This window comes from Microseira sp. BLCC-F43 (assembly GCF_041929235.1).
Taxonomy (GTDB): Bacteria; Cyanobacteriota; Cyanobacteriia; order Cyanobacteriales; family Aerosakkonemataceae; genus Microseira.
Map to the genome: position 1 here is coordinate 16,277 of NZ_JBHFNP010000168.1, position 26,299 is coordinate 42,575.

The following is a 26,299-nucleotide window of genomic DNA, read 5'->3' on the forward strand; positions in this document are numbered from 1 at the left end:
TCAAAACTAGAACCATTAATAACGGTTTGCAGAAGAGTTTGATGAAAGCAAAAAACTGGTTTTTAGCAGCAGGACTCACGCTCCTGGTTTTTTTCATGGTTGTAGTTTTATTGACATCATCGCTGCGTGTTTCTCTGGATCTGGTGCCTGTGGTAATTCAGACCAGTTTTTGTTCTGGGATGGGATTCATCCGACGACGGCGGCTCACCGCATTTTAGGGGAAACTGCCTTTAATGCGATGCTTGACGGATTATCGATCATCTTTAACTTGCTGCAACATTTTTCGATTTTCGCCGAACAAAATATGTTTTTATTTTGGGTAATTCCATCACTTTTAAGTTCGCTCCAGTTGTTTTACTGCGGGACTTTTCTGCCACACCGGAAGACGGAGGATATACAAATCCTCACCGTTGCCAGAGTAATTCCCTCTCAACGTTCTGGTCGTTTATTACCTGCTATCATTTTGGCTATCACGAGGAACACCATGAGTATCCTGAGGTTCCCTGGTGGCAATTGCCAATCATCCGTAAGCGGCGGATAGCTGATTTGACTCAGACTTGAGAGATTGTTCGATGATGGTGGCAGCTTTTTTTACTCCGCCAGACTGAGCGATCGCACTCTTAATCTTCTGGGCATTGTGCCAATAAGACTCTTGAGTTAATACCCGCTCAATTGTCTGGCGCAATTGAATTTCACTCAAGCGCGATACGGGAATCACCTCGCCGGTACCCGTCTGGCGAATGCGCGCCGCATTTCCCGGTTGCTCAAACGTAATCGGAATCGCCACCAGGGGGACTCCATGACTGAGGGAATCGAGAACCGTGTTTAGTCCGGCGTGGGTAATCGTTAAACTCGCTCTTGAAAGTACTTCGAGTTGGGGAGCATATTCAACCACCAAGGGATTTCCGGGAAGTTCTGCCACACCTGTTGCATCCATCCCGCCTCCGTGGGTAATTACCAGTTGCACATCCAATCCTTCGCAAGCAGCCGCAATGCAGCGAAAAACATCGCGTTTGGTGTTTTGCACGCTCCCAAGCGAAGCATAGATCAAAGGTTGTCCGGTTAGTTGGTCAAACGGGAAAGAAACGGATTTGCCAGAAGCATTCCGCAGCGGTCCAACGTAATGCAAGTGCTTGGGTAAATTGGGGATGGGAAAATCAAAAGCCGCTACCTGCTGACTTATATGGGCAAATCGCGCATTAGAAGCGTAGATGTGATGGTAGGGAGGCAACTTCCACTTTTGCCGATACTCGTTAATAACTTGCAAAATCGGCTGACAACCCCGATCTAGCAGGTAGTATGCTGCTTGATTCCGCAACCTCGCCCACAGGACATCTTGGTAACTCCAGGGGGTGAAGAACGGCGGCACATCTGGGCGACGATGAATAGCCTGCCCCGAAGAAATGCAGATAAACGGCAATCCCAGTCCTTCTGCAACGGTTTCACCGACAATTTCCAGCTGATCGACTAACAACGCTTCGATGCCGATATCTGCGATCGCTTTTGGCGCATCCCGACAAATCGTTTCTGCCATTTCCTGACAGAATTTCACCGAATACTGCAACGCTTTCAACTCGCTTAATTTCGCCAGTTCGATGAAGGTTTGCGCCATCGTTCCCGGTTGATAGGTAGATTCCCCAATCGGATAGAAATTCAAACCTTCGGATCGCACCTTTAATTCCAGATCGGGAATTTGCAGAAATGTAACTTGATGCCCGCAAGATTGTAATTCTCGTCCGAGTGCAGACAACGGATTCAAATGCCCTGGATAGGGAGGACAGATAATACCAAAATGAGTCATTTTTTTAAGGTTATCCAAATTAATTTTGAGATTGTGTCCGCTGGCATCGCCATCCCACGGCGCGGCGGGTTTATAAATACAATTCGTTTAAAATCAAACGCTTTGGGTAAAACCCTCCAATCATACGAGTAGGGGCACGGCATAATAAATATTTCCGACAAACAGATAACGTTAATCACCTTCCCTACTCCTAATTATGGGTAATCAACCAAAGCTGATACGATCAGGCTTCTTCCTGGTTAGCTTCAGCTTTGTCGTTCACTCGTGGATTGAGTGGGGAACTTTGGCGAATTTCCATCAGTTCTTGGCGATCGACAAACCCGGATTCTGGTTGTGGATCTTGCGGTTCGATATCTTGATTACCGCTAGTATTAGTGGTGGATTGTGGCTCTTGGGAATTGGTGCGATCGCTCATGATAATTTCTCGATCTTTAACTGTTGCTTCTGAATTCATCCTAGATAGCAAGACGATTTTTTACTTCTAACCAATGAGGTGTGATATCGCCAGTACTTCTCTATCCAATGAATGAGTCGCTTTAAATCCCAGAGTGATGCTAAATACGATTGCCCCCTTGATTCTCTCTCTTCGTCTTGGCGATCTTGTGATTCTCTCTCTTCGTCTTGGCGTTCTTGTGATTCTCTCTCTTCGTCTTGGCGTTCTTGGCGTCTACCCTACGGGAAGCCGCTGGCGCGTCTATGGCGGTTCGTTTAAAAACAGAGTTGTGGGTATGAGCGAGTATAGCGGGGGTAATTCACGCAGATGGAAATTGCTCGATGCGCGCGGTAGCTTGCACTGTAGCCTTACCTGCTGCAATATCAATCTGTTGGATTTGACACTCCCCCGATTAGAAATCGGGGGATTCTACTAGGCAGAATTGGAACTACCTAATATATCCATATCGAACAGCGCTAACTGTTCTCCAATTTGGTTCCCTGGCACATTGCGTTCACTCCTACGAGTACAATGTTGTCTCCTTCTAACTCCTGTTGATTCAGGAGAGGGCGTTTCAAGAACATCCAAGTTCAGCTTTAACTGAATTGGTTCCTTGGGTTTCCCAGAGTCCCTGGGTACCTTTTTAATATTTAAACCATACTGCTTAATACCTATGAGCTTGATATTCTGAGCAGCATTAATATCAGCATGACTGAAAAAGCCACAGTTAGTACAGATAAACTTTTCTCTGTCCCGACTAGCTTTATCGACATGACCGCAAGCACCACAAGTCTGACTGGTATGCTTGGGATCTACTTTGACTAAAATCTTTCCTCGCTTTGCAGTAACGTACTCAATTTTAGAGATCAATTCTCCCCAAGCCGCATCAGAGATAGCCCGATTTAATCCTTGCTTGCGCGATTGTCCATTTTTGAGGTACTGTCCTGTTTTCTCATCTTTCTTTACCTTACATCTCGATTTCATCCCTTGTATGTTCAAGTCTTCAGCAATAATACAATCTGCCTTGTTAGCTACTTTATGAGCTAGTTTCCATTGATGGGCAGAGCGTCTATCCACTATTTTTTGGTGTAACTTAGCAACTCGCGCAACTGCCTTACTCCTGTTTTTACTCCCCTTCTTCTTCCTGTTGATGCGACGTTGCCTGACTTTTAGTAACTGTCGCGTTTTCTTATTGGTACTAAATTTGGGGTTATCTAACACAGAGCCGTCCGAGCAATGTACTAATTTGATTAACCCTAAATCCAATCCCACCGCAGTATTAACCTCTGTCAGTGGTTTAGGAGATAATTCCGGTACTGACTTGTTTTCAAGCCTCACGCTCATATACCACCCTTGCTGTTGGCGTCGAATGGTAATCGTGCGGATATTAAAACCATCTGGTATTGAGCGAGAGTTAAAGTATTTCATCTCCCCTATACCAGGAAGATATACCCTAGACTTGTCAAAATTAAATATTACTCTTCCTGGCTTATATTCAAATGACCTGAAATTACTACGGTTCTTAAACTTAGGAAAACCTCTACCTTCAAAGAAGTTCTTATAGGCAGTATCTAACCTAGCAATATTTCGCTGTAATACATCAGAGTCGATCAAAGCATACCAGGGTCTAGCTTTTTTCAAGATTGGTAGTTCGGCATCTTGTATTTTTCCCGCATTGCGTTTTTTACCTGCTCCCGTCCAAGGATAACCAGTAGCACCACCTCTAACCACACATGAAGTTAGAGGATAAGCAACTGCCTTAGTCTTTAGATCGCAATACTCTCCTTGTATGAACTGTTGGTAGTAATTATCTATCCTATCCGCTATACACCAGTTATAATGGCTACGCAACATATCAAGCCAATTATCCATCTTGGCGGATTGCTCCTCGTTTGGACGTAGCTTGTAGACGTAGCTTAATATCACTGTTAGACCTGTTGCCGTTGATAGGGCTATAATTATCTACAGATATCATAACAAGGTTTTTAGGGAAATGCAACAGTATATACACAAAAATCACACGGTATCCCCGATCAACTACCATCTGGTCTGGATACCTGCCCGTAGAAAAAAGGTTCTAGTTGGAGATGTAGAGAAACGACTTCGGGAGATAATCTGGGATACGTGCAAGGAGCATGATTGGCGGATTATCGCCTTGGAAATAATGCCCGATCGCGTACATTTGTTCGTTAATGCACAACCAGACACCTCAGCTAAACAAATAGCTAAGGCAATTAAAGGCAGAAGTTCTCGTTATCTCAGGCAAGAATTTCCTCACTTACTAAAACTGCCCTCGCTGTAGACTAGATCCTATTTTGTCAAGGGCGGCGGGTAACGTCAGTAGCGAAACCATTAAGATGTATATAGAAAATCAACGACATCATGATTGACGGCGAATAAATTCGCTCGTGTCGCGCTTCCTCCCCCGACTGAAGTACGGGGGCTTCCGCGCTTCCCGTTCTTTATTGTGAAACCTTGTGCCGCGATTGGCGAGATCGCCCAAGCTCAAGATGTGCCCCACTTGTGCCATCGCCGCGGGTGCAAGCTCTTCGGGTGCTTCTTTACCCTCAACGCGCCATCGTTCAAGAACAACCCCATTGCCGTCTGGCTCAATTCGGGGTTTAGTGTAAGTGGCTACCTGATTTTCTCCAGCACTGAAATAAAATGCGATCGCACCATCTGCCCTTAACTGACACTCGATCTGCTGCTGGGAAGGTGATAATTCAGCAACTAGCGAACTGGTCAACTGTTCTTGTTGGTTGAAAATCGCTGGTGTTAGTAATTGTTCTAGATGTGCGGCGATAACTTGGTTATTTGGGCTGGGTGTATTATGTCGCTTCCCGTGGTCCCGATGGCGATAAATTCGCTTTTTCATGGTTTAACTTTCCAACTAAAGATGATTTAGTTTGACATATGGAAGTGCCTGACACTTCCACATGAAAGAAAAAGCGGTGCATGTGTACTGTGCCTTCTCTGAGCTGATTAGAGTCAGGTCTGTTCACCCTGAAATGCTTGCTTGCGCCTGGTAGTGCTATTTGAGTGAGAATGATAATCATACAGAGAGGGAAAAGGCAATCGGAGATTGCCTTTTCCCTCTCCCCGACCACAGAAGATTCTCATTTTCATCGAAAGTATTTTGAGCATATTCACTCATTGACAAAAGTTCCACTTTCTTAACCTGGCACGAATGCGGTAGCTCTAATCTGACTGCCGAATAAGAAATAATGTTCTTTCAGACTGGCTAAAATATCTATATCGATGGTGCGATCGCGTAATTTTAGCCGTTTTTCGGCGTAGTAACCGATAAACTTTCCCCAAATATGATAGCTTTCTTGGGGGTTATGTTCGCTGGCGGGGCTTCTATTTTTAATTGCTTGTAAAGCTCTATTAAAATGCCAGCTGGCAGAATTATCGCATCTTAACAGCAGTTCGACGGTAATTTCTGTGGCTCGATTGACTAATTCTACACCAACCTTTTCTAGGAGGGTGACGGCGATTTCCCAGGCGGTTTCTCCTTGGTGACGAGGTGCGGAGTTGGCGGCACTTAATAAGGTTTCTTGGAAAGTGTAGTCTTTAGCGATCGCCATAACTAAAAGCGGCAGTAAAATCTTAGCAGCTTCGGCTTCTCGGCGGGAAATCGCCGCAAAGGTAATGCAGCGAAATGGCAGAATTGTGGTTTTGTCTAGTTCGTCTGCGATTTGATAAAAGTCTGCGAGGGTAACTAAGGTTAAAACTTGGCGGAAAATAGGGTTCTTCAGTACCTGTTATGCCAAACTAACAATTAAAATGCCAATGTAATAAACATCTAACTCGGAAATTATCAAAGTTTTTAAATCCATAAGCAGACCGTTTAATCAGTTTGATTTTATTGTTAATGCCCTCGACTATACCCTGAGTAGTTCTGTGGTCAAAATAAGCAAGGATTTCATCTAACCATCGCCGGATAGTTTTCTGAGTTTTTGGAAAATATTTTGCAGCCTTATTTAACCAATCCCCTAAATTAAATAAGGCTATCATCCAATCTGTGCTTTCTTGGAAGATTGCCCGCAACTGTTCTTTAAGTACATGCATTTTTCCTAAAACAGGATAAACTTTTTTTCCCCGATCCAGCTTGATTTTTTGTTGCTCATTTAAACTTGATTCATTTTTAATTAAAGCGGATTTACTTTGAGTAATTCCTGATAACATTTTTGAGTTTACCAATTTATTATGATGTTTTTTTGCGCTAACTTTATCGTGTTTTCTTTGTCGTTCTAATTCATCATTTACCTGTTTCATTACATGAAATCTATCGGCTACAACCCGATCGTTGGGCATCAACTCTTCTACAAGTGTTTTATAAGGTTTCCACAAATCTATACTGACTTCCTCGATTTTTTCTAAAACCTCTGTTCCCCACTGTGTAAGTACTTACCTGATTTTTGCTTGTGTACGTTCATTGATGATTGCGACTAACTTGGATTTGTCCAAATCGATGAAAACCGCACAGTAATTCCCTTGTCCTTTTACCATGGCTATTTCATCAATTCCTAACCGTTTTAATTTTGATGGTTTTGAATTTAAAGTTTCTCCAGATATATCTTTGATCGTTGTTTCAATTTCTTCTGTCGTTACATGACTTCTTTCTGCAACACTCTTGATATCATTATCTAAAATCTTTCTGACAATTTCGTCAGCTAATCCTTTAGTATAATTTCTGATTTTCTTGACAAAATCTAGGTCTTCGCTGAATGGTTTTCGACATTTTTCCCACTTAAATTGTCGTCGATTTACTTCCAGATATACACGTTGACCACTCAATGGCAAATCTTTAACTAAATACCGATTATTTTGCTGTAGCCGATGGCTCTTTGTCCCACAATGTTGACAAATACTATATGATTTTAATGACTCAACCTGTAAAATTATTCCAATACCTAAATGCTGACGATAAGAAGTTACTTTTAACTGCTCAAGATTTAGGAGTTCTGTCATAAGTTTGGTTCCGTATTTCGAGTCCATAAATCAATTTTTACCCAAACATACTATTTTGTCTAATTTCAATCAATTATAAATTGATTACAGATGTCAAGTATAGCAAGGCTTTTATCAATTTTTATACACAATCGTTTATAGTGATTTTGAAAAATCACTAATTTTTTAGCATATTAGGTACTGAAGAACATATTTTTTAGCAAATTAATAATTTAGGTGAAGGCACTTTAAAATTAGCATATTGGCTGTTAAAAGCTACACCTTTTTTACCAAAAACAGTAAAAACGATCAAAAACTGGTTTGCAGAAATAGTCGGTTACTTTGAGCAGAAAACGACTGCTATGGTTGAAGGAATAAATAATCGCTTAAAAGTTTTAAAACGTTGTGCTTTCGGCTTTAAAAATTTCGATAATTTTGCTAAAAGAGCTTTACTACATTGGCATCTAACTGATAGTTTAGCATAATATGTCCTGGAGAACCGGAATTCACTTGATTCTCATTATTATAGATTTAATAAAAAAATATAGTCTCTGGGTTTCCGAGGGGTGTCTTTCTATATATTCCCGAAGTTGACTCATTTTCTTCGCGAGAAAACTCTGTTAGAATCTTCAAGCGATCGCGTGAGAGTTTCTTTGTTGGAGAGGTCTAATGAGTGGTCTAGCCTTCGTTGGCAGGAGCAAGAAGGGGCTGTATGGATACTGGAATGAGCCTCGCAGTGGTCGTCCTCAGTGTTGGTAGGAGAGGGGTGCGCCATCATTTAGCGAGAAAAAGATGATGGCAGGCGTAGGACTTCGAGGCAGTATCCTACTGCTCCCCGATCAAAGCTGGAATTGTTGGTGTTTAAGGATGCAAATGAGAATTGTTAATGCCTGGAATGAATGGGATGAGCTAGAGGAGATAGTAGTCGGGATTGCAGATGATGCCTATTTTGAACCGACTGAGCCAGGCAGCTGTCCGGCACTACGCGACAAACATGCGGCGAAGATCTTCCCCTTTCCCAAGGGGCCAAAAAAACAAGAAGTCACAGAGAAAGCCAACGAGGAGTTAAATGGGCTGGTGGCTCTCTTGGAATCACACGGCGTGACCGTACGCAGACCCGAAAAACATAACTTTGGCACACCTGTAAAGACCCCCCTTTTTGAAGTGGAGAATCAATACTGTGCAGTCTGCCCACGTGACGTGATGATCACCTTTGGCAATGAGATTCTGGAAGCGACCATGTCACGGCGAGCGCGTTTCTTCGAGTATCTGCCCTATCGCAAGCTGGTCTATGAGTATTGGAACCAGGATCCGTACATGATCTGGAATGCCGCCCCCAAACCAACGATGCATGACTTGATGTATCGTGAGGAGTTCTGGGAGTGGTCGTTAGAAAAGCGCTTTGAGCGCATGCATGATTTTGAATTCTGTATAACCCAGGATGAGGTGATTTTTGACGCGGCAGACTGTAGCCGCTTTGGTCATGATATCTTTGTGCAGGAGTCCATGACGACCAATCGTGCAGGGATTCGCTGGCTCAAACGGCATTTGGAGCCACGTGGCTTCCGCGTGCATGATGTTCACTTCCCACTGGATCTTTTCCCATCCCACATTGACTGTACCTTTGTCCCGTTGGCACCGGGCGTTGTGCTAACGAATCCAGAGCGCCCCATCAAAGCGGGCGAAGAGAAACTCTTCATAGACAACGATTGGCAATTCATCGAAGCCCCCCACCCCACTTCCACCGACGATGAGATGCCTATGTTCTGCCAGTCAAGCAAATGGTTGGCGATGAATGTGTTGAGCATCTCCCCCAAGAAGGTTATCTGCGAAGAGCAAGAGCATTCGCTTCATGAGTTACTCGACAAACACGGCTTTGATGTCTACCCAATTCCCTTCCGCAATGTCTTTGAATTTGGCGGTTCGCTCCATTGCGCCACCTGGGATATCCGTCGCAGGGGAACCTGTAAGGATTACTTCCCTAAACTAAACTACACGCCGCTAGCTGCAACAACTAATAGCGTCTCTCGCTTTATCATGTAGAGAACCCTACCCCCATGCAAGAGAAAGAACGCCAACAAATTCTATTTGATTGGAACGCAACGCAAGCTGAGTTTCCGGATATCTGCGTTCACCAATTGTTTGAGCAACAAGTTTCAGAGCAGCGGGACGCAATTGCACTCATTGAGGGTGAGCAATCCCTTACCTATGGGGAACTAAATGTACGCGCTAACTACGTAGCCCACCATCTCTTGTCCCTGGGCATTCGTGCCCGGTTAAGAAAGTGGAACTTTTGTCAATGAGTGAATATACTTAAATGATAATGAGAATCGTTTATGGTCGGGGAGAGGGAAAAGGCAATCGTAGATTGCCTTTTCCCTCTCTGTATGATTATCATTCTCTTTAAAGCTAGCTAACCCGAAGCGATGGAGAATAAAAAGTTAGTTAATTACCCAATCTCAATCTAGAGAAATAGTAGTAAATTAACCAAAAATACAGATTTGATTGACTTAAATTGATGACCACAATTAATAAAATTATGTACATTTACCAGCAGTCAATCTAGTAAAAAGTGTTCAAATTGCTCCGTTAGTATAACTGACAGAATAATAAATTTACTAGGCGTATTGTGTCGCTTCCCGTGGTCAGGATGGCGAAAAATTCGCTTTTTCATGGTGTAACTGTCAAACTAAAGATAATTTAGTTTGACACATAGAAGTACTTGACACTTCCACTATTTTTGATAAGTAGTGCATCTGTGCTGTGCTGTCTCTAACCAGATTGGAGTAGAGTCTGTTCACCTTGAAATATTCGCTTGATCCTGGTACTACTGTTTGGATGATAATGATAATCATAAAGATAGAAAAAGGCAATCATTGATTGCCTTTTTCTATCCACGAACAGATAATATTCTCATTTTCATTCAAATTTATTTGAGCATATTCACTCATTGACAAAATCTCCACTTTCTTAACCTGTCACGAATGGTTTTTCTCAGGCTATTTCTCAACGCTAACTGTTACAATATCGCTTGCTCAGTCGTATTTTCCCCATGCTTGCCAATTGTTGCGTTCGCTACAATTAAGTTAGGTATAAATAAACTGAACACCCGACGTCCTCAAGAGAGAGATTTGAAAGCTTTGTGGGGTGGGCATCCTGCCTGCCCTATCTTTATATAACTATTTTCACTTTATTTACATGCACCTACTTATCTACTTCTTCTTTTCTCTTCCTAGCGCTAACGCGCCGCAAGGCTTACGCGTTCTTCGTGTCTAATTCGCTACCCTTGAATCCCTCTTGCGCATCCGCAATGCTGAGGGAATGCTAACGCGGTTCATTCAATACAAATTCTTCCGGAGGGAAGGGATTAATGTCTAAGGATTACAATAAGAACACCGTGCTGGATCTGCCGAGTCTCTCCCATCTGGAAATAATTTTTCTTTGGCAAAACCGCATTTTTTGCATTGATAAATAACAGCCAATGTCATTTCAGTAGGAAAACCACAAACCCCACAAGGCAATCCTATTTTCCTGTCAACTAAATCAAAACCAGGCCAAGAACACTGGGGACAAAGTTGGTTAAGTTTCCCAATCAAATCGAGGGTAGCTTTTTCGATATTTTTCATCCGAGTCGGATTGTAATGCCCGCGCATATCTGTCTCAATCTGCACGCTACCATCTTGCGACTGACTCAACCCCAAGGTTACAGCTTCAATTAACTGTTCTTCCGTGACAATTCCTTTAATAATTTGAGGTTTATTTTCCGATGGTTTATTAACCATCACAACGATTCCATGTTCCGGAAAGCCTACTTGTTTGGCAAATGCATAGGCTTGAGCGATATTCTGAACGGTTTTACTATTAAAATTAGTTTCTAAAGCAGCTGACTGACCGATAATTTCTATTTCGTGCTTTTTATCTATAAAAATTACAATTTCTCGATTTAAAGCAAGTCCGGGAAGCAAGGGATGGGGGCCAAAAGTACCCTCGCTGGCGAATGCGATCGCTTCCCCCGTCACTTCAATTGCCGCCAGAGCTTTAAATCTCGCTGCTTCTACTTGACTTCCGGCGCGTTTTATGTCTCTAGTAAAAGTCCCGAATCTATCCGTATCAAAATTTTCTGGTACTAGAACGGTAATTCCTAATTCCCGCGACAAAATCGGAGCCATCACCCGTTCTTTTTGGTGCATGGTCGCCAGGACTCCCACGCGGTTGCTGAATAATTCTGCAATGATTTTGTGTGGCATTACTGATGATTGCTAATTGGTAATGGGTAATAGGTAATTGGTTTTCTTGCCCATTACCTATTACCTATTTACCCTCGTTCCCTGGCTCTGCCTGGGAACGCCATTACCTAAATTATCTTAGTCGTCGCTGTGGGCGAAACGGTGGTAGAGGAAGTCTAAAGCCTGGTTACGCAGCTTATAGTAAGTTGGATCTTCCATGATGCGGGCGCGATCGCGGGGACGCGAGAAGGGAATCTCCATAATTTCTCCAATTTTAGCCGCAGGGCCGTTGGTCATCATCACCAACTTATCTGCCAAGAATAGCGCCTCGTCGATATCGTGGGTAATCATCAACACGGTGCATTTTTGATCTGCCCATATTTTGAGCAATTCTTCCTGCAATTCTTCTTTAGTAATCGCGTCCAACGCACCAAAAGGTTCGTCGAGAATCAACACTTGAGGGCGAATTGACAAAGCACGAGCAATAGAAACCCGCTGTCTCATACCCCCAGACATTTGCGGTGGCTTTTTCTCAGCCGCATCTTCCAATCCCACCATTTTGAGATTTTTCCGCACAATGTCTCTTTTTTCGGCTTCCGACTTATTCGGATGAACCGCATTCACCGCTAAATAAATATTTTCAAAAGCAGTCCGCCAAGGCAATAGGGCATAGTTTTGGAACACCACCATCCGGTCGGGTCCTGGTTGGGTAATCTGCTTTCCTTGCAGTCGCACTTCACCTTCAGTCGGGAAAGCGAAACCCGATACCATGTTCAAAAGCGTGGATTTGCCACACCCAGAGTGACCGATGACGCAGATAAACTCCCCTTCTTCTACCCTCAAGTTAACGCCATTGAGAACCGTGAAAGGGCCATTCTTAGTTGGATAAACTTTGCTGACATTTTCAATCGACAGGAAAGCCTCGCGCCTGCTGGTAGCTGGTGCTGAACGACGGGTTGTGTAGCTGGTTTTGCTATCTGTATAGCTTAGAGGGCGGTTAACCATTGATCCAGTTAATTTAGTGAGATGGACAGAGTATTGCAGATTTCAGATTTTAGATTTCAAATTTAAATCTGCCATTTGAAAGGGGTTAGGGGCTAGGGACTAAGGAAGCATCTTCCCTTAGTCCCTAGTTCCTATTAAGCAGCAGTAGGTCGGAAATCGATCGCAATTTCTGCAATGCTGAAATCGCGTTTTATCTCTAGACTGTTGAGATAGGCAATGGGGTCTTCAGTATTAAAGGTAGAGCCATCGAACAGTTTAATTTTGCCTTGATTGTAACTGATATCAACTAGACCCAATTCTCGTGCTGCGATGCTGAATGCGCGGACGCGAGAAACCCGTTCTAGAATTTCCACCCAGTTCCTGGGGAAAGGCGTGTGATCCCAACGTGCCAGCTGGGTCATGTGCCAAAGTTGCTCGGTACGACTGGGACGGTTAACGCCTTCGCCAAAGAACAGGTGATGCCCGTATTCGCGCATCGGTATATCCAAACTACAGCTAGCGCTATCGGGGGTACCCAAGTGGATGTAAGAAACATCCGTACTTAAATATTCCCGATCGGCGAGAATTTTGCACACCTCTTGTTCGTGTGCCGGCTCGGCACAATACCGACAAGCTTCCAACAACGCTTTGATTAACGCGACGTGGGTGTTGGGATAAGCGTCTGCCCACTCTTCCCGCACGCCGAGGACTTTTCCTGGGTGTCCGGGCCAAATTTCCAAGTCGGTGGCGACGGTGAATCCGACTCCATCCATTGCGGCGCGGGTGTTCCAGGGTTCGCCGACGCAGAAACCGTCAATCGTTCCCCCTTGCAAGTCCACCACCATCTGCGCTGGTGGGATATTTTTCAATTGCACGTCGTGGTCGGGGTCGATGCCGCCAGTAGCCAGCCAGTAGCGCAGCAGCAGGTTATGCATCGAGGAGGGATGCACGACTCCCATTCTGTGCTGACTCGCTGGAAACTCGAGCAACATCCGCTTGAATTCTTTGAGGGAGTAGATTCCTTGGTCGTAGAAGCGCTTGCACAAGGTAATCCCGTTGCCGTTGCGCGACATGGTGAGGGAGGTTACCGTTGGTGTGGGACGGTTGTCGTTACCGCCCAAGGTTAGCCACAAAGGCATTCCCGAGGGCATTTGTGCCCCATCTAAATATCCTCCCGAGATGCCGTCTACGATACCGCGCCAGCTGGTTTCCCGCACCAAGCTGACTTCATCTAGACCGTGTTTGGCAAAGAAGCCTTTTTCTTTAGCGATGGCGACGGGCGCGCAAGCTGTGAGGGGAACGAAACCAATTGACAGGTTGACTTTTTCCAGACCGTGACGCGCCACAACCGCTGTTTTTTGCGCCCGAATTTTCTTGATGCGTTTTTGTTGGTTGAGGAAGTAAATCATTTCGCTTCGCAAACTGTAGTAGCTGGGGTGTTCTACTACTTCCATCCGTTTGCGGGGACGGGGAATGTCTACTTCCAGAATTTGACCAATTTTAGATCCTGGGCCGTTGGTGAGCATGACAATTTTGTCAGATAGCAGCACTGCTTCGTCCACGTCGTGAGTCACCATAACGCCGGTGACTTGATTTTCTTCGCAGATTTGCATTAGCTGCTCTTGCAGATTACCCCGCGTTAGGGCGTCCAACGCACCGAAGGGTTCGTCGAGTAGCAGGAGTTTGGGGCGAATAGCTAGGGCGCGCGCAATCGCTACCCGTTGTTTCTGTCCCCCCGATAGCATCGTGGGGGATTTATCAGCGTGAGGTCGCAACCCCACCATATCAATATGCTGTTCTACAATATCCCGACGTTCGTCAACCGACAGCCCATTCATCACCGAGTCTACGGCGAGGGCGATGTTTTCCCGTACCGTGCGCCAAGGCAATAACGAATAGTTTTGGAATACTACCATCCGGTCTGGCCCCGGTCTGGTAATTTTTTGACCTTCCAAGGTCACGACGCCTTCGCTGGGCAAATCCAGACCGGCAATCATGTTTAATAAGGTGGATTTCCCACAACCGGAGTGACCGATTAACGAGACAAATTCCCCTTTTTTAATCTGGAGGTCAATTCCTTTGAGCGCGATGTACTGACCGCCACCGGATAGGTCGAATACTTTATTGATTTGGTCTACAGCTACAAAAACAGACATGGCGTTTGGTAATTGGTAATTGGTGATTGGTAATTGGTGATGGCTAATTGCTAATTGCTAATTGCTAATTGCTAATTGCTAATTGCGTAATTCTTTGCTGCCATTAGCCAGCCATTAGCGATTGACTATTGTTGGATAATCTTCGATTCCAGCCAAACCATGAACTTGTCTAGAATCAAGCCAATTCCGCCGATATAAACTAGAGCCACAATTACTTCTGTTACTGCGTTATTTTGGTAAGCGTTCCAGATGAAGAAGCCAATTCCAACAATACCCGACATGACGATTTCTGCCGCGATAATTGCCAACCAAGCTAACCCAATCGCAATTCTCAATCCGGTGAAAATGTAAGGCAGTGCCGCCGGAATCAGAATGTTGAAGAAGTATTCTTTTTTAGTCAATTGGAGAACCTTGGCGACGTTGTTGTAGTCTTGGGGAATGTTCTTCACGCCCACTGCCGTATTGATTAATATCGGCCAGATTGCGGTAATAAAAATTACGAACAGCGCGGCTGGTTCGTTTTGACGTAAAGCTGCCAGCGAGATCGGCACCCAAGCTAGAGGGGGTACGGTTCTCAGCAACTGGAAGATTGGGTCTAAAGCTTTGTTCATCATTTTATTAGTCCCAATCAAAATGCCCAAGCCGATGCCGACAATGGCAGCTAAAGTGTAGCTAATTGCCACCCGTTGTAAGCTGGCGAGGATTTGCCAAAACAATCCTTTATCTGTACCGCCTCTGTCCAAGAAAGGATAGAAAATATAATCCCGCGTATCTTTATCCGCGAAAATTTGTACCGGGCCGGGTAAGGTTGCACCCGGAAGCCAAGCAAATAGCTGCCACACAAATAGAAAAGCAGCTATAGCTAGAATCGGGGGAATCAAATCGGGCAACTGTTTTTGCAGCTGCGACATAAAGTCATTCCGGTTAGCACCGCGTCTTTGAAGTGTAGTCATTGAGAGTGTTCTCCTCTAAACAGGTTAATTGGGAATTGGGAATTGGGAATTGGGAATTGCTAATTGCTAATTGCTAATTGGTTTTTTCTATTAGCCATTAGCCATTAGCTAAACTTGCACTTTCTTGATTTTCAAGCTCTTGAGGTAAGCCGTCGGGTCGGCTGGATCGAAAGTGATACCATCAAAAAACTTTTCAACACCACGAGAGTCGCTGGTAGGCAGATCCGCAGCCGCAATACCTGCTTCTTTTGCTGCTTCTAGCCACAGATCTCCCCGGTTGACTTTATCGATTATTGCCTTAGCATTCGTCAAAGTATCTGGTGGCAAAAAGCCCCAGCGAACGCTTTCGGTCATGAACCAAAGGTCGTGACTCTTGTAGGGATAGGACACGCTGCCTCGGGCGTCTTTCCAGTAGTAAGTCGCCATCTTTTTATCGTCAATCTTGCGACCATCGCCCATGTCGTATATGCCTTGGAACGGATTTATCAACACTTCTACTGGCACGCCGAAGTAATTCCGAGTGGCGAGAATTTGTGCCATTTCTTGGCGGTTATTAAAATCGTCGCACCACTGTTGCGCTTCCATTAAACCTTTGAGGATTGCTTTAGTAGCTTTGGGATGTTTATCCACCCAATCTGCACGAATCGCTAAGTATTCTTCCGGGTGGTCAGGCCAAATTTCTGCGGTCAAAGCTGCCATGTAGCCGATGCCGTCTTTGACGATACGATAAGGCCAGGGGTCGCCCGTACTGAAGGCATCCATCGTTCCCGTCTTCATGTTTGCCACAGTTTGGGCGGCGGGTACGGTTAGCAATTTGACATCCGCATCGGGGTCAATTCCACCTGCGGCGAACCAGTAGCGAATCCAGAAATCTTGGTTAGATCCGGGAAATGTATACGCCGCAGTGAATTGGGCGTTAGTCGATTTCAGCTGATCGAAGAGAGATTTGGTGCCGTCGAGTTTCAGTCCAATTTTCCCTTTGTGCTTGGATGCGACTGCTATCCCATTTCCTTGGGTATTCAACTGCGCCAAGACATACATGGGAATTTTGGCGTTTCCTTTGGTAATCTTGCCTTCAGCAATTAGGTAAGGCATCGGCATCTGCCACTGTCCGCCATCAACGCCGCCCCCTGCCGCGCCAATTTCCACGTTGTCTCTAGCAGAACCCCAGTTCGCTTGCTTGGATACGTCTACTTCGGTCATGCCATACTTGGCAAAGAAGCCTTTTTCTTTAGCAATAATTAGAGGGGCTGCTTCTACAATCGGGATATAACCCAATTTGACTTTGGGGGTTTCTGGTGCATCTGCCGGGTTAATATTCGCAGCCGGAACAACAGCGGGGCTGGTCGTTGTTGGCACCGTACCCGTACCGGCGTTATCTGTAGGAGGATTTCCCAAACAGCCTTTGAGTAATACAGAACCTACAGCGGATGCTCCAGCTGTGACAAGAAACTTACGACGAGAAACTTGACTGGAAAACTGACTCATAACCTCTCCTTACCTCTGACCTCTTCTCTCTTTTGATTGGGGAACTCGATTTATAGAACCTCTATTCTGGAAAGACGCTTAGGGCGTGAATTAGCTTTAGCGCTATCTGTAGGTAGTTAGCTTAGGAATTGCAACTGCGAGTCGCTATCCGCGCGAACCAAGTTAATACAAAAACATCATGTCAGGTCTGTATTTGATGCTTGGTTAGTATGAGCCCGCCGCAAAACCTGCTATAGGTTGGCGGCTATTATTTGGCAATGGCGAGCGCTAATGCAGTTGCATTAACCGCTTTTAGTTAGTGAAGTCCGTTACAGCCTTAGTAGCTGTGTTCGTTAAATGTAAATTTAGCACCTAAACGAGGTTAGTGGTTCAATGGTTGAACCAAATTATAAAAGAAAAATTAAATGATTACGATAAGTATTTTTTACTATCCTCTACCTGTTTTAGGTTTTACATAGATTAACCTCTATGGATTGGTTTGATTGAACCATAGCCGAAACTAGAGGCAACGGCTGGCAAAGCCATATTTACCTCAGACGAGGGATAGCGCTGTTTTCGATTCAAACGAGAATTTGACCCTATTGTCAGCGATGTTTTTACGGAGAATTAGCCGTACATTGCTACTTGATGTCCAAGGAAAATACTCGATAGGCGCACAATTAATTTGCGATCGCATCTACCAAAAGAGATAGGCTGATCGATATCTTATCCCTGAAACCGGGTTTCGACTAACTTGACTGGTTGCAGGGCTTATTTCCAAAGGATTTCGCGATTTAGCATTACTGCTGAACCTTTGCGATCGCGCAAGCGTTGCGGAGGCATATCGCCCGCCCTTTCACCCGATTCGCTCAGTATTATTACCGATTTGCCAACCTTTTATAAATGAGCATTATTACCTAATTTGGCTAAATAGTAATAATTTCTAGTTGACTTTGGTAAAAGTTTAGCTTATCGGAAAAATTATTAGAGGTTGCGGGGAGTAGAGACGCATCATATCATGTCTGTTTGATTACCCATAGTGAGGACTGACGCCCAGACTCGGGGACAAGGCGACGCGGAGAGTTTAATTATGGGTGAAAAGCCTGACATCATATCAGTAAGTTTTGTCGAATTCCTCAAAGTTTTTCCGATGCGTCCCTAAAATGTTTTGTTGCACCCATATTCAAAATATCTCAGGACTTACGCACGACCAGGCCATCACCAAAGTTTCTTTTAACTCGTTTCCAGACTCGCGCCTGGAAATGCAGTTTGGGAGGCTCCTGCCTCCCCAATTCTCCAGAGGCAGGAGCCTCTAGATTTGCGTTACCAGGCGCAGGCCTGGTAACGAGGTAAGAGGTAAACTGCTGTAAATAAGCCTCCAGATCTCTTCTTCAGAGATTGGAGGCTTGCTTATTTGCGTTACCAGGCGGGAAGCAGAATCAAGAGGGTAATCGTATTACTACCCAACATTAGCTGGTTCTTTAGCGGGTTCTATTTGTTGATTAGGTTCCACTGGTTCCTTAAATACCAACCGCAATAAAGGTGGTGCTAAGAAGGTGGTCATAATCACCATGATAATAATCGCCACTTGCAAGGGTTTATCGAGAGTACCGCTAGCTGAACCAATGCCAACAAATACCAATCCGACTTCACCCCGTGGAATCATGCCGATTCCAATCGCTGGACGGTTAATTCCGGGTTGACCAAAAACTGACCAACCTGTCACAACTTTGCCTAAAATCGCCACCACGAGCAAGAAGATAGCAATAACTAACCCTTCGCGATTTTCAGGAACGACGGGATTGAGAACGCCGAGATCTGCTTTTGCACCGACGGTGACGAAGAAAATCGGCACCAAAATATCAGCAATTGGCTTCACTTGTTCATCGAGTTCGTTGCGATCATCGGTTTCGTCTAAGACTAAACCTGCTGCAAACGCACCCAAGATGGCTTCTAAATGAATGGCGCTGCCAATGAAAGCCATGAAGAAAGCAAAAATCATCGCTGGAACAATTAGGTTTCCGCGCGTTTGCAATTGCTTGGTAACAGCAACAAAGGATTTATTGAAGAACTTGCCGAGCAGAATCGAACCGATGAGAAAAACAGTAGCGCTGACAATCAGATAGATAACGTTCAACACATCGATTTCGCCAGTTTTGGCAAGGCTAGCAACGACTGCCAGAACGATAATTCCCAAGATATCGTCAATGACGGCAGCACCGACAATAATCTGACCTTCTCTCGATTTGAGTTGCCCAATTTCTGACAAAACTTTGGAGGTAATACCGATACTGGTAGCCGTCAACGCCGCACCTGCAAAAATTGCCGGAATCGCTGCTACGTGAAACAGCAGCATCAGTCCGGCAGTACCAGCTGCAAAAGGAACTGCGACGCCAACACAAGCCACAATGGTGGCTTGATAGCCGACTTTTTGCAGTTCCCGCAAATCTGATTCCAAACCAATTTCAAACAAGAGGATAATTACACCCAGTTCGGCGAGAACTGAGACAACCTCGCTTTGCGATTGAAAGATTGACGTAACTGCTTCGGCATCAAGGTTGCCCAGAAATTGCAAAATGGTCATGATGACCGAGTCGGAAGCATTGGCACCGCTTTCGGGAAATACAACCAAATGCAGAGCAGAAATACCGACAACGACACCTGCCACTAATTCACCTAAAACAGGCGGAAAGTCCATCATTCTGGATAGCTCTGCACCGACTTTACTGGCAATATAAATCGCCACTAAACTCAGCAGCACCCCTGTGAGAACGACTGGAGCATATTCGGCTTCGGTTGCTGTCGCTAGTAGGGGAGAAATTGAATTAGTCAACTCTATCATGAGGAATAATTCTCGCTATTGAAATTTGTGGAAACTGTTGCCATCGATATTTTGGGAAGTTGATGACTTACACAGAAAAACCCGGTTTCTAATAACAATTGTAGGCTGGTTTACGAAAACCTCTACGAAGAAACCGGGTTTCTGGCATTGAAAAAACCCTGATGTTTACCAGAAAATTTTCTAACTACGAACGCACTGTAGCGTCACTAGATTCGGTGGGGAAGCCTTTGGCGCTAGTACCATTGGCTTGAATTGTATTGTACTTAACCAAGTCAACGGCTTGGCGAAGTGCTTCTGTGCGATCGCCTACAAAGCGATCCGCTGGGACAAAATCCATGATGCCAAATTTTTCTAACCGCCGCTTGACTTTGCCCGCCGCACCAACAACGAATACTTGACGATTTTGGTCAACAGCATCTTTGATCGCATTTTCAATCGCTAAAGAAGCCGTTACGCCCATCATCGGTACATCGCTCAAGTCCACAATTAACACATCTGCATCTCGCATGGCGGCGTGTTCGCGAGCAATTGCTTTCGATACCCCGAAGATCATCGGGCCACTCAAGTAGAACAGCAGTACCCGTCCATCTGCTTGTTCGATCAGCTGCTTCTCTTCATCATTTAATACGATGTCATCATCCGCATCGCTGATCGTTTTAACTTCCTCAGAATGCAAGTCAGAAAGACGTTCAATTGTCAAGATATTGGCAATGAACACCCCAACGCCTACGGCAACAATCAGGTCAACAAATACGGTGAGCAACAACACCCCGTACATGATGATGCTGCCTCTGAGGGATACTTTGTGCGAGCGTTTGAGGAAGCTCCAGTCTAGAATATCAACCCCGACTTTCAGCGCAATCCCTGCTAAAACTGACATCGGAATGCTTTGAGTCAGACCCGCAGCACCTAAAACTACCACAAACAAGATAATGGCACGAGTCAGACCAGATACTGCTGTCGAAGCACCAGTTTGGATGTTGACGACGGTTCCCATCGTCGCACCAGCACCAGGCAAACCACCGCATAAACCAGAAACTAAGTTACCAATCCCTTGACCGATTAATTCTTTATCAGATTTGTGTTCGGTGCGGGTTAAGCTATCGGCAATCACCGCAGTTAGCAAGGTGTCGATACATCCCAACATCCCCAGCATAATCCCATCCACGATCATGATCGTCAATTGGGTGGGGGTAAATGTGGGCATTTGCAAGGTGGGCAATCCGGTGGGGATGGCGCCAATCCTTCTGATATCAGCATCTCCGAAAACCATCAGAGAAATCGCCGTACCGACAATTAATGCCACCAGTTGGGGAGGGGCAAACCGCTTTAGTTTAGCTGGCATGAAGAACAGAATTGCCAGGGTGACTATGCCCAAAGTCAATTCCGCTGGATTCACCTTGGATAGCAATACAGGGATGTTTTGCACCATCCCCAATACGCCACCTTTGGGATTCGGCTGTCCGACAAAGGGAGCAATCTGAAGGATGATCAGAATTACCCCAATCCCAGACATGAAGCCGGAAATCACGCTGTAGGGCATCAGGGTAATGTATTTACCCAGCTTGAATACCCCAAAGATAATTTGAAATATCCCCGCCAGCATGACGACGGTGAATGCCATTGCTAAGCCTTGATCCGGATTAGCAGCCGTCAAGGACGCGATAATTGTGGTTATGACCACGGTCATCGGGCCGGTGGGTTCGGAAATTAAAGTAGGCGTCCCGCCAAACAGTGCGGCAAAAAACCCGACGCAGGCAGCGCCGTAAAGACCTGCTACTGGACCGGCACCGGAGGCGACACCGAACGCTAGCGCCAGGGGCAAGGAGACAATCGCGGCGGTGAGGCCACCAAACATGTCACCGCGTAAGTTTCGGAAGTGGATTTTGTTTGTGATTTGCATAATTGAGCCAAAATTTTTGACAAAAAGGGGGTGCGAACGGCTTTTAACTGCCGAACTCAAGGTCAATTAAGTTTTATTGGGAAATACCCTATAAACTTACGGCGGTAAATAATTTGGCTTGAAAAACTGATTAATCATCTCTCTCTCCAGGCAATGAATTTGGACTTGTTTCCTCAAACAGTTAGGGTTGTTCGCCTTGCGATCGCTTTCCTTGAGCAGAAAACCTTTCGCAAGTAATCGGGTTTATTGCGAGCGCGTAGCCTGTGCGTAACAGGCATCGCTCCTTAAGATCGGTTGGCGAACCTTATCCCCGCACGCTGTCCGAACCGCAGTTCCGTTAGCTGTTTTTACTCGGTTAAATTTCTTACAGATCCCAGGTGATGTAAATTTATCACCTATAACAGAACAATGGTTAACTTAAAAGATAAAACTATTAAAGAAAAATTAAATAACATTTATAACTTTTTTTATATATATAATCTTTCCTAAGATTATCATAGATTTTTATCTATGAATATGTGAGGCGATCGCTCAACTTAGTGCAAGGAACCACAAAAAGAGCGATTAGTCAAGCTTAAATTGTGGTTAAGTCAGTAGGCATCAACGGAGATAATAGTAAGGAATACTCATCAGGAGAGCAGACGCAGATTTTTTGATTGACATCGGTACGCGATTTGCTTTATAAGAGAAATCAATCATAAATATTGTCAACAATAATAAGAGTTATAAAAATTAGGTGCGACAATATATGGGTTCTATACACGGAACTCACGGGTTACTATTAGGTAAATTTATGGCTCGCCTATTTCGTTTGCGATCGCAGCAATATTAGACTTAGATATCAACAAGATTAAAAAAAGATTAATCAACATAAAGTTGGATAATCTTAGTTAACCGGGGATCAATTGCTGCATCCTCGTATAGAGGTTCGAGCTATTGAGTAAAACTTACGAGGTAATGTAGATGTCTCAGTTTCTGCTTCAGACAGCATGGTTGATACCGTGCTACGCCTTAATCGGGGCGGTGTTGGCGATACCTTGGTCGCCTGGATTGATTCGGAAGACGGGGCCGCGCCCTGCCGGGTATATCAACGAGATCATGACGGCGATCGCGTTTTTGCACGGCGTCCTCGCTTTACCAGCGACGTGGAATCAACCCGCGCAACAAGTCCTCATCCCCTGGCTGAATGTAGCGGGTTTGGATTTAACCATCCCAGTGGAACTTTCTTCATTAACTATTGGCGCAACTATCGTGGTGACGGGTTTAAACCTGCTTGCCCAAATTTACGCCGTGGGTTATATGGAAATGGACTGGGGATGGGCGCGTTTTTATTCGCTGCTGGCATTGTTTGAAGCGGGGATGTGCGGACTCGTCCTATGCGACTCGTTGTTCTTCGCCTACTTTATTCTGGAAATTCTCACCTTGGGAACCTACCTGCTGATTGGACTTTGGTTCTGTCAGCCATTGGTAGTCACGGGTGCGAGAGATGCATTCTTAACCAAACGGGTGGGCGACTTATTACTGCTGATGGGAGTATTGGCAATCTATCCCTTAGCAGGAACTTGGGATTTTTCCGAATTAGCCGCATGGGCGAAAACTGCCAATGTAGACCCAACAGTCGCTACTTTATTGGGTTTAGCATTACTCGCGGGACCGATGGGTAAATGCGCCCAATTCCCGCTGCACTTGTGGCTGGACGAAGCAATGGAAGGGCCAATGCCGGGGTCGATTTTGCGGAATACAGTAGTAGTAGCAACGGGTGCTTGGGTGTTGGTGAAGCTGCAACCTGTAATTGCACTTTCGCCCGTTGCGATGTCGGCGGCGGTAATCATCGGGGGTGTAACGGCAATCGGCGCTTCGTTAATTGCGATCGCCCAAATCGATATCAAACGCACTTTATCTTATCCGGTCAGCGCTTATATGGGGTTGGTGTTCGTCGCCGTGGGGACGGGACAAACCGAAGGGGCGTTGTTGTTAGTTTTGACTAACGCGATCGCAATGGCAATATTAGTCATGGCGGTGGGTGCCTTAGTTTGGATGAACGTCACCCAAAACGTCACCCAACTCGGCGGATTGTGGTCGCGCCGCCCGATTACCGGGATATGTTTTATTGTGGGGACTTTGGGGTTAATTGCATTTCCCCCCTTGGGCGGCTTTTGGGCATTACTGAAAATCGCCGATGGTTTATGGAGTACCCAACCTTACTTAGTGGGAATCCTGCTACTGGTCAACGCATTAACCGCGTTTAATTTCACCCGCGTATTCGGGTTAATTTTTGGCGGAAAACTGCAAGAAATGAGCGTGCGCTCGCCCGAATGTTTTTGGGCAATTACGCTACCAATGGTAATTGAATTAGGCTTCGTTTTCCACCTGCCTTTAATCCTGCAAAGTTGTCAGTTGCTACCTTCCTGGGCAGAACTAAATAAAGATGTCGCCCTCATGTTAATTTGGTCGAGCATTTTTGGCCTCAGCATCGGTGCAGTTGTTTATCTGGGTAATGTTATACAAAAACCCGTACAACTGCCTTGGAAACCGCTACAAGATTTATTCGCTTACGACTTTTACACCCCTCAACTTTACCGCATCACCATTGTATTTGTGGTTGCCTTAGTGTCGCAAATGACAGCTTGGTTTGACCGCTACATTATTGATGGCGTGGTGAACTTAGTCGGTATAGTAACAGTTTTCAGCGGTCAAAGCTTGAAATATAACGTTTCCGGTCAGACCCAGTTTTATGCCCTGACAATCTTGCTAGGAGTCGCACTGTTGGGATTGTTAGTAAGCTGGCCTTTATTGTCGCGTCTTTCTCTGCTAATTGGGCAATGACGTTCCCAGGCGACCGCCTGGGTCACGAGGGTAATTGGTAATTGAAAAAAATCGCCAACTACCGACTACCTTGTTTGTAGTTGCGCTTAAGCGCTAAAGATAGACTACGAACAAGCTGTCTTAGCGCCATTATTCTGACCTACCCACTACCAATCACCAATTACCAATCACCAATTACCAATCACCAATTACCAATCACCAATGACCGTTTATGCTGAGTACCTTAATCTGGCTACCCGTATTGGGAGCCGCTATTGTTGGGTTTTTGCCGGGAAATCAAACCGCGAATCAGTTGCGTAATATTGCTCTGGGGATCGCAACCGCTATTGTGTTAGCAACGTTCTGGCTGGTAAGTCACTTTGACATAACGACTTCCCAAATGCAATTTCAGGAATTTATCCCTTGGATTCCCCAATTAGGGTTGAACTATAAGTTGGGAATTGATGGGTTATCTTTTCCGCTGCTGGCTTTAAGCAGTCTGCTAATTTGGATTGCGATTATAGCCAGCAATAATATTCAACGACCCCGGCTTTACTACTGTTTAATTCTGCTAGTTTATGCCGGGGTAGCCGGGGGATTCGCTGCTCAAAATTTGCTGCTGTTCGTCCTATTTTACGAAATAGAATTAATTCCCTTTTACCTGTTAATTGCGATTTGGGGCGGTGAGAAACGCGGCTATGCAGCGATGAAGTTTCTCATCTATACCGCACTATCTGGGATATTAATTCTGGCAGCATTTTTGGGTATAACTTGGCTGTCTGGTTCCACCAGTTTCGATTACAACTCCCTATTAAGCCAACCATTACCCCTAATTAGCCAGCTAATTTTGCTCACCATGTTGTTGGTGGGGTTTGGGATTAAAATTCCCTTGGTTCCCCTGCATACTTGGTTACCAGATGCTTATACCGAAGCTTCGCCGCCTGTAGCGATTATGTTGGGCGGTATTCTGGCTAAATTGGGAACTTATGGTTTAGTCCGGTTTGGTTTGGGTTTATTTCCCGAAACTTGGGCGCTTGTCGCTCCCGGACTATCTATTATTGGGGTTGTGAGCGTAGTTTATGGGGCATTGAGCGCCATCGCCCAAAAAGACATCAAACGCATGGTAGCTTATAGTTCCATCGGTCACATGGGCTATATTTTAGTTTCCGCAGCCGCTGGCACACCTCTAAGCGTTTTGGGTGCTGTCGCTCAAATGGTCAGCCACGGCCTCATCCTCGCCATACTCTTTTATTTAGTGGGGATTGTCGAAACCAAAGTCGGCACTCGCGACTTAGATGTCCTCAACGGTTTAATGAACCCTGTGCGGGGTTTACCCCTCACCAGTGCTTTGCTCGTCGCTGGCGGCATGGCAAGTGCAGGAATTCCTGGTTTAGTAGGATTTCCGGCTGAATTTCTGGTGTTTCAAGGTACTTTCGCAGTCTTTCCAGTCCAAACCCTGATTTGCGTCATTGCCAGCGGTTTAACGGCAGTTTACTTTGTAATTCTGCTCAACCGCACCTGTTTTGGCAAATTGGACAACAATTTGGCTTACTATCCCAAAGTTTTGTTGATGGAAAAAGTCCCAGCATTAGTCTTGGCAGCGATTATCTTGTTTTTGGGAATCCAACCAACTTGGTTAGTCCGCTGGACTGAACCAACAACAACTGCAATTGTTGCCGTGATGCCACCCGTTAGCGCGCAGCAAGTTGCTCAGAAATAGTTATTTGGTAATAGGTAATGGTGTTCCCAGGCAGAGCCATGGGAACGAGGCTAATG

At 45.2% G+C, this 26,299-nt stretch carries 18 protein-coding genes and 2 pseudogenes; 7 read left to right on the forward strand and 13 right to left on the reverse strand.

Annotated elements, in window-relative coordinates:
• Nucleotides 1–315: 315 nt before the first annotated feature.
• The gene (locus ACE1CM_RS23365; RefSeq protein ID WP_374880847.1) at nt 316–561 is read left to right on the forward strand and encodes a fatty acid desaturase; all 246 of its coding nucleotides are present in this window, start codon (nt 316–318) and stop codon (nt 559–561) included.
• Here the strand turns inward: ACE1CM_RS23365 and ACE1CM_RS23370 are convergent.
• From ACE1CM_RS23370 to ACE1CM_RS23380, 3 genes are all read right to left on the reverse strand, one after another.
• On the reverse strand, nt 521–1,801 hold the full coding sequence (locus ACE1CM_RS23370) for a glycosyltransferase (RefSeq protein WP_374880849.1): 1,281 nt from the start codon (nt 1,799–1,801) through the stop codon (nt 521–523). The genes ACE1CM_RS23365 and ACE1CM_RS23370 overlap by 41 nt on opposite strands.
• Nucleotides 1,802–2,024: 223 nt before the next feature.
• On the reverse strand, nt 2,025–2,255 hold the full coding sequence (locus ACE1CM_RS23375; protein ID WP_374880851.1) for a hypothetical protein: 231 nt from the start codon (nt 2,253–2,255) through the stop codon (nt 2,025–2,027).
• A gap of 411 nt (nt 2,256–2,666) precedes the next feature.
• Complete coding sequence (locus ACE1CM_RS23380; protein WP_374880853.1) at nt 2,667–4,160, reverse strand: RNA-guided endonuclease InsQ/TnpB family protein; 1,494 nt, start codon at nt 4,158–4,160, stop codon at nt 2,667–2,669.
• Nucleotides 4,161–4,227: 67 nt separating this feature from the next.
• Here ACE1CM_RS23380 and tnpA point away from each other — a divergent pair.
• Nucleotides 4,228–4,624 (forward strand): annotated as a pseudogene (gene tnpA, locus ACE1CM_RS23385) (IS200/IS605 family transposase).
• Here tnpA and ACE1CM_RS23390 read toward each other — a convergent pair.
• The 3 genes and pseudogenes from ACE1CM_RS23390 to ACE1CM_RS23400 form a co-directional block, all read right to left on the reverse strand.
• Entirely contained in the window at nt 4,615–5,109 is a 495-nt protein-coding gene (locus ACE1CM_RS23390; protein WP_374880855.1) for a hypothetical protein, read from the reverse strand. The pseudogene tnpA and the gene ACE1CM_RS23390 overlap by 10 nt on opposite strands.
• Nucleotides 5,110–5,407: 298 nt before the next feature.
• A complete protein-coding gene (locus tag ACE1CM_RS23395; protein ID WP_374880857.1) occupies nt 5,408–5,821 on the reverse strand; it encodes a hypothetical protein in 414 nt (137 codons plus the stop codon).
• A 187-nt stretch (nt 5,822–6,008) separates the two neighbouring features.
• Nucleotides 6,009–7,235, reverse strand: a pseudogene (locus ACE1CM_RS23400) (ISL3 family transposase).
• A 218-nt stretch (nt 7,236–7,453) separates the two neighbouring features.
• Between ACE1CM_RS23400 and ACE1CM_RS23405 the strand changes: the two are divergent.
• The 3 genes from ACE1CM_RS23405 to ACE1CM_RS23415 all read left to right on the forward strand — a co-directional run bounded on the left by ACE1CM_RS23405 (nt 7,454) and on the right by ACE1CM_RS23415 (nt 9,490).
• Nucleotides 7,454–7,672 carry a transposase gene (locus ACE1CM_RS23405; protein WP_374880977.1) on the forward strand — a complete coding sequence of 73 codons (219 nt, stop codon included), beginning with the start codon at nt 7,454–7,456 and terminating at the stop codon, nt 7,670–7,672.
• Nucleotides 7,673–8,054: 382 nt separating this feature from the next.
• Nucleotides 8,055–9,230, forward strand: a complete 1,176-nt coding sequence (locus tag ACE1CM_RS23410; protein WP_374880859.1) for an arginine deiminase family protein — start codon at nt 8,055–8,057, stop codon at nt 9,228–9,230.
• A 14-nt stretch (nt 9,231–9,244) separates the two neighbouring features.
• Nucleotides 9,245–9,490 (forward strand): AMP-binding protein, encoded by a 246-nt coding sequence (locus tag ACE1CM_RS23415; RefSeq protein ID WP_374880861.1) that lies wholly within the window; start codon nt 9,245–9,247, stop codon nt 9,488–9,490.
• Nucleotides 9,491–10,561: 1,071 nt separating this feature from the next.
• On the opposite strand, the gene ACE1CM_RS23420 is transcribed toward ACE1CM_RS23415, so the two are convergent.
• The 7 genes from ACE1CM_RS23420 to ACE1CM_RS23450 all read right to left on the reverse strand — a co-directional run bounded on the left by ACE1CM_RS23420 (nt 10,562) and on the right by ACE1CM_RS23450 (nt 21,718).
• Nucleotides 10,562–11,434 (reverse strand): DUF6671 family protein, encoded by an 873-nt coding sequence (locus ACE1CM_RS23420; protein WP_374880863.1) that lies wholly within the window; start codon nt 11,432–11,434, stop codon nt 10,562–10,564.
• Nucleotides 11,435–11,551: 117 nt separating this feature from the next.
• Nucleotides 11,552–12,418, reverse strand: coding sequence for a nitrate ABC transporter ATP-binding protein (locus tag ACE1CM_RS23425; RefSeq protein WP_374880865.1), 867 nt, complete (start codon nt 12,416–12,418; stop codon nt 11,552–11,554).
• Between the two features lie 134 nt (nt 12,419–12,552).
• Entirely contained in the window at nt 12,553–14,553 is a 2,001-nt protein-coding gene (locus ACE1CM_RS23430) for a nitrate ABC transporter ATP-binding protein (protein WP_374880867.1), read from the reverse strand.
• Nucleotides 14,554–14,678: 125 nt separating this feature from the next.
• Nucleotides 14,679–15,506 (reverse strand): nitrate ABC transporter permease, encoded by an 828-nt coding sequence (gene ntrB / locus ACE1CM_RS23435; RefSeq protein ID WP_374880869.1) that lies wholly within the window; start codon nt 15,504–15,506, stop codon nt 14,679–14,681.
• 108 nt (nt 15,507–15,614) lie between these two features.
• Complete coding sequence (locus ACE1CM_RS23440; RefSeq protein ID WP_374880871.1) at nt 15,615–16,994, reverse strand: CmpA/NrtA family ABC transporter substrate-binding protein; 1,380 nt, start codon at nt 16,992–16,994, stop codon at nt 15,615–15,617.
• A gap of 1,438 nt (nt 16,995–18,432) precedes the next feature.
• The gene (locus ACE1CM_RS23445; protein ID WP_374880873.1) at nt 18,433–19,815 is read right to left on the reverse strand and encodes a cation:proton antiporter; all 1,383 of its coding nucleotides are present in this window, start codon (nt 19,813–19,815) and stop codon (nt 18,433–18,435) included.
• A 184-nt stretch (nt 19,816–19,999) separates the two neighbouring features.
• Nucleotides 20,000–21,718 (reverse strand): SulP family inorganic anion transporter, encoded by a 1,719-nt coding sequence (locus ACE1CM_RS23450; protein WP_374880875.1) that lies wholly within the window; start codon nt 21,716–21,718, stop codon nt 20,000–20,002.
• 963 nt (nt 21,719–22,681) lie between these two features.
• Between ACE1CM_RS23450 and ACE1CM_RS23455 the strand changes: the two genes are divergently transcribed.
• Nucleotides 22,682–24,544 carry an NAD(P)H-quinone oxidoreductase subunit F gene (locus tag ACE1CM_RS23455; RefSeq protein WP_374880877.1) on the forward strand — a complete coding sequence of 621 codons (1,863 nt, stop codon included), beginning with the start codon at nt 22,682–22,684 and terminating at the stop codon, nt 24,542–24,544.
• A 211-nt stretch (nt 24,545–24,755) separates the two neighbouring features.
• Nucleotides 24,756–26,243 (forward strand): NADH-quinone oxidoreductase subunit M, encoded by a 1,488-nt coding sequence (locus ACE1CM_RS23460; RefSeq protein ID WP_374880878.1) that lies wholly within the window; start codon nt 24,756–24,758, stop codon nt 26,241–26,243.
• Nucleotides 26,244–26,299 lie beyond the last annotated feature (56 nt).

What these genes read in the sequence shown, in the direction of transcription:
- ACE1CM_RS23370 (WP_374880849.1), bottom strand. Translation starts at nt 1,801, where the DNA reads ATGACTCATTTTGGTATTATCTGTCCTCCCTATCCAGGGCATTTGAAT.
- ACE1CM_RS23375 (WP_374880851.1), bottom strand. Translation starts at nt 2,255, where the DNA reads ATGAATTCAGAAGCAACAGTTAAAGATCGAGAAATTATCATGAGCGAT.
- ACE1CM_RS23390 (WP_374880855.1), bottom strand. Translation starts at nt 5,109, where the DNA reads ATGAAAAAGCGAATTTATCGCCATCGGGACCACGGGAAGCGACATAAT.
- ACE1CM_RS23395 (WP_374880857.1), bottom strand. Translation starts at nt 5,821, where the DNA reads ATGGCGATCGCTAAAGACTACACTTTCCAAGAAACCTTATTAAGTGCC.
- ACE1CM_RS23410 (WP_374880859.1), top strand. Translation starts at nt 8,055, where the DNA reads ATGCAAATGAGAATTGTTAATGCCTGGAATGAATGGGATGAGCTAGAG.
- ACE1CM_RS23415 (WP_374880861.1), top strand. Translation starts at nt 9,245, where the DNA reads ATGCAAGAGAAAGAACGCCAACAAATTCTATTTGATTGGAACGCAACG.
- ACE1CM_RS23420 (WP_374880863.1), bottom strand. Translation starts at nt 11,434, where the DNA reads ATGCCACACAAAATCATTGCAGAATTATTCAGCAACCGCGTGGGAGTC.
- ACE1CM_RS23425 (WP_374880865.1), bottom strand. Translation starts at nt 12,418, where the DNA reads ATGGTTAACCGCCCTCTAAGCTATACAGATAGCAAAACCAGCTACACA.
- ACE1CM_RS23430 (WP_374880867.1), bottom strand. Translation starts at nt 14,553, where the DNA reads ATGTCTGTTTTTGTAGCTGTAGACCAAATCAATAAAGTATTCGACCTA.
- ntrB (WP_374880869.1), bottom strand. Translation starts at nt 15,506, where the DNA reads ATGACTACACTTCAAAGACGCGGTGCTAACCGGAATGACTTTATGTCG.
- ACE1CM_RS23440 (WP_374880871.1), bottom strand. Translation starts at nt 16,994, where the DNA reads ATGAGTCAGTTTTCCAGTCAAGTTTCTCGTCGTAAGTTTCTTGTCACA.
- ACE1CM_RS23445 (WP_374880873.1), bottom strand. Translation starts at nt 19,815, where the DNA reads ATGATAGAGTTGACTAATTCAATTTCTCCCCTACTAGCGACAGCAACC.
- ACE1CM_RS23450 (WP_374880875.1), bottom strand. Translation starts at nt 21,718, where the DNA reads ATGCAAATCACAAACAAAATCCACTTCCGAAACTTACGCGGTGACATG.
- ACE1CM_RS23455 (WP_374880877.1), top strand. Translation starts at nt 22,682, where the DNA reads ATGTCTCAGTTTCTGCTTCAGACAGCATGGTTGATACCGTGCTACGCC.
- ACE1CM_RS23460 (WP_374880878.1), top strand. Translation starts at nt 24,756, where the DNA reads ATGCTGAGTACCTTAATCTGGCTACCCGTATTGGGAGCCGCTATTGTT.